The organism is Herbaspirillum autotrophicum (genome assembly GCF_001189915.1).
Taxonomy (GTDB): Bacteria; Pseudomonadota; Gammaproteobacteria; order Burkholderiales; family Burkholderiaceae_D; genus Herbaspirillum; species Herbaspirillum autotrophicum.
In genome coordinates this window covers 1-4000 of the sequence record NZ_LFLS01000073.1, presented here as the reverse complement: position 1 = coordinate 4000, position 4000 = coordinate 1, and the positions used below count along the sequence as shown (strand labels likewise).

Annotated in this window: 1 pseudogene; it reads right to left on the bottom strand. The window is 63.0% G+C overall.

The features are described 5' to 3' along the window. Positions 1 to 4000, bottom strand: a pseudogene (locus tag AKL27_RS28260) (hemagglutinin); the annotation flags it as partial.

Here is a 4000-nt window from a genome sequence, read left to right as displayed (position 1 = left end):
TGCCACCCGCAGTGATGTTGTTGACCGAACCGGCAGCACCGGTCAGCAATGGCGTGCTGATGTTCAGGTTGCCGCCGCTGTATTGAAAGCCGCTGCCGGATTGATATGCGCCTTGCGACTGATACACCGACAGACTGCCCTTGTGATTGGCAGTCATGCGCTCGCTGGCGTTCAGATTGACATTGGCAAAGCCCACCGCCAGCCGGTCATAGGATTTGATATGTTGAGGTTGCGTGAACGGACCGAAGCCGAATTCCAGCCGCTCGGTATTGAGGTTCAAGGTACCGCTGCCGGTGCCGGCGCCATTGGCGACGATGCTGCCCGGCGCAGTTTCGGCGCCGCCCCAGACCAGATTGGCGGTATGGATCGTGGCCACCGTGCCGGCGCCGCCATAACCATAAATCGCCGGCGTGGTCAGCACCAATCGGTCCAGCGTCGATTTGCCGGTCACCGTATCGTAGGTGTCGAGCGTGACATCGCCATAGAAATTGACGCTGTTGGCCGCACTCAAGACCAGTGTCTGGATCGCTGGTGCACCGGTACTGGTATCGCCGCGCAACAAGCGATTCAGCACCTCCTGATTCAGCGCCAGCCCCGCCGAGCGAATGCCGGCCGCATCGGCATCAGCCAGCGCCTGGGCACTGCCGACATTGATCGAACCCACCGCCAGCGTCAGGTTGCGCGTGCCGTAGCGCACCGCATCGTCGAGCACGAAACTGCCGGTGGTCGAGGCCAGCAAGGTGCCTTCCGAATGCAGCGTGGTGGTACCGACGCACGGCGCCAGCGTGCAACCGCCGATATAAATGCCGCCACGCGCACTGCCGTCGTTGGGCGCCACATTGAGCAAGCCATTGGAAGCCGCCACCATGTATTTGGTGGACTGGTAAATGAAGCCGTTGCTGGAGTCATACGCCACCTTGCCGCGTCCCAGCGTGTCGATGCCGGCGCCCTGCTCGATCGTGATATTGCCGTTCGGGCTGCGACTATCGTTTTCTTCGTTCGCAATCAGGAATACTTCCGGTGCCGACAAGCGGGCGCCGGAGCGCAAATATACTTCGCGTGCCGCATGCTCCATCGTGACGTTATTGCCACTCTGGCCGTAGGTCACCTCGGTCATGCCGCCAATCACCATGCGCGTGGCGCCGATATTGTTGAGACTGTCGGCATCCAGCGAAATGCCGGTAAACCCGGGCGTGGCCGATTTGCCATGGGCCACGATTTCAATATAAGGATCGCCGTTGCCGACGGTCACCGAGACAATCCCGCCATAGCCGCCCGGCGCGGCGTTGAAGCGGCCCTCCCCTTCGAAGCGGAAAGCATCGATGCCGGCGCCCGGCTTCAGATTGATGCTCAGGGTACGTGCATCGACCGGCAACATGGGCCGCGGGATACCGCGCCGCGCCGCATCGGCCAGCGCAAACGCGGTAAATCCGGTTTCGTTGTATTGCGAATAGCTGCGCAATACATTGGCCGGCGTCACGATCACCTGGCTGGCCAGGCTGTCGCGCACATCGGTGCCGGCAATCGACAAGGTCCCGGCCGCAGCCCATGAACCATTGCGCATCGCTTGCGCCGCAGTCAACGCGCCTTGCCCGGCAAGGCCATTGATTTCGACCCGGAATGCGCCCGGCATCAGGGCATAGGTCGACGGCATCAGCGTGTAAGTGCCGGCCGGTAAACCTGGCACACCGCTGCCGATAGTGATCTGGCGGCCAATGGCCGGATCGACCGCGCCCTGCGCGCCGCCGCCCGGTGCAAAGTTGCTCTGCATGCCCGGTACAATCGCGTACACCGGATTGGTGCTCAGACCGGGCAAGGTGAAACCACTGTTGGCGCCGTATTGCAGCAGCGGATTGAAACGGGCATCGGTGGAGCCGCCGCGCCCGGTCACAAAACCGGCTCCCAACAATTCGCCGCCGCCCGACAGATCGAGTACTGCGCCTTGGTTGACCGCCACCGACAGGCCGCCGAAGGTGACCCCGGTAGACAACGTGCCGCGACTCTTGGAACCGCCGACGCCGATGAAACTGACCGTCTTGCCGTCATACGTCCAGCTTTGGCCGTCCACCGTGCCGCCATACGGCATGATCAGGCCGGCGCCGCTGACCGAGGTCACGCTGCGGTCGAGCAGATTGACGCGCAATGATTGGTCGGTACCGCTGCCGGACGCGCCCAGACCGATAAAGCCGAGCGGCGCCCGCACAATGCCGCCTTGTTCGATGTGCGCGGCCGACAATTGCAGGTAGCCGAACGCCGAATACGGCATGGCCGGCAGATAATCGGTGGTGCGGCTGATGGTCAGGCTGCGCGTCGGATCATACGCGACGCCGTAGTAATCCTTGGTATAACCTGCCTGCACGGTAGCGCCGACACCGGTTTCCGGGTACAGCTGCGCGGCGCGCAAGATGATGTTGCCGGCACTCGTGAGCGCCGTGGTCGGGACGCCGCCATCCCAGCCGTCACTGAGGCCGAGGAAACGCAAATCGCCGGCGCTGACCAGTTCGGCGCGTTCGGTATTGAGCACGACGCTGCCGCGGATATCAATCAGATTGGCGCTGCCCTTGATTTCGGCAGCGACGGCGCGGGTGCTGGTATCAACGCCGTTCGGGCTGGCATAAAAATCGCGCCCGGCCGGTTTGATACTGGCCAGCCGCAGATAGTTGGCGGCCAGATTGATGTTGCTGCTGGCCGGCGCACCGGCCGCCAACACCATGCTGCCGTACAGTTGCAGGTTCTGATCCAGCTTGAGGTTGATGTCACCGGCAAAGCTGATCACGCCCTGGCTCAACAACGACAGACTGTCGAAACCGCCGGCCCGGATCTGCTCCACTGACAGCCGGCCGTGACCATAGGTCAATGCCGTAGCGGCCTGCGCCGGATCAGTCAACCCCGCCAGCTCGCTGGCAGCGGTGTTCTGTTGCAGCACCAGTTCACGCGCATTGAGCACCTTGCCGGCGGGAGTCAGGGCTTTTTTGTATAACGGCGCCTCCAGCGCCACGCTGAGCGTGCCGCCGGCAGCACCAGCGCCCCCGGCCTTGGCCTGCATGCTGCCTTCCAGATAGAGACCATTACCCGAGGCCAGTGCAATGCTGCCGCCCGCACTCGCCACCGGCACCGCCCCGAGGCCGGCAATATCGCGCGTGGCTTGCGCGCCCGAAGCGTCCAGCAGCGCCCCTTCGCGTACCACCACAAACAGATTCGGTGCCGTCGCGTTGCCGATCACATGATTGATCTCGCCACCGATGACAATGCTGCCGCCATTGTGTACTTGCCCGTAACGCATGCCATTGAGCGCCACCGCCGTCACTGCACGTGCCGCCACATCCAGCACCGCCTGTTCGCCGATCCAGATCGAACGGCCATGACCGGCCGCATCCACCTCTTCGGCCACCGCCGGCAGCACAGTAACCGCGCCCAGCGTAATCTTGCCACCCCAGGCGTTGAGGCGGCCATCGATGGTCAACTGGCCGATGCTGCTGATGCTGATGTTCTGGCCCGGATCGACATTGATCACCGCGCCCTTGCCCACCACGGCTTGCACCGTCGCCATATCGGCGGCACTGGAAAAGAGGTTCCCGGCCTGCAAGCTGAGACTGGCACCCTTGCGCTGGGTCAGCACACCGTTGCGGGCATCTTCCAGATACACCGGTGGCGTCCACAATTCCAGCGCGTCTTTGGCATTGCTGCCAGTAATCGTACTTGCCGCATCACCGCCGAAACGGTAGACCGGCATGCTGACATCGACCTGGGTACCATCGCTGACTGTCACGCCCTGGCTGCCGCTCACCTGATACTGACTGAAACCCTTGTTGAAGAAACCGGCGTCGAGCACCAGTGTTTCCGGCGTCGGATTGGCAGCGTTGCCGATCACCACTTGGCTCGCCGCCAGGTTCAGCGTGCCGCCGCCATTGACGCCATGGCCCTTGAGCTCGCCACCGAGTACCAAGGTGCTGCCGAGATTGCTGAGGTTGGCTTCGAGCGACACATTGCCGCCCTTGCC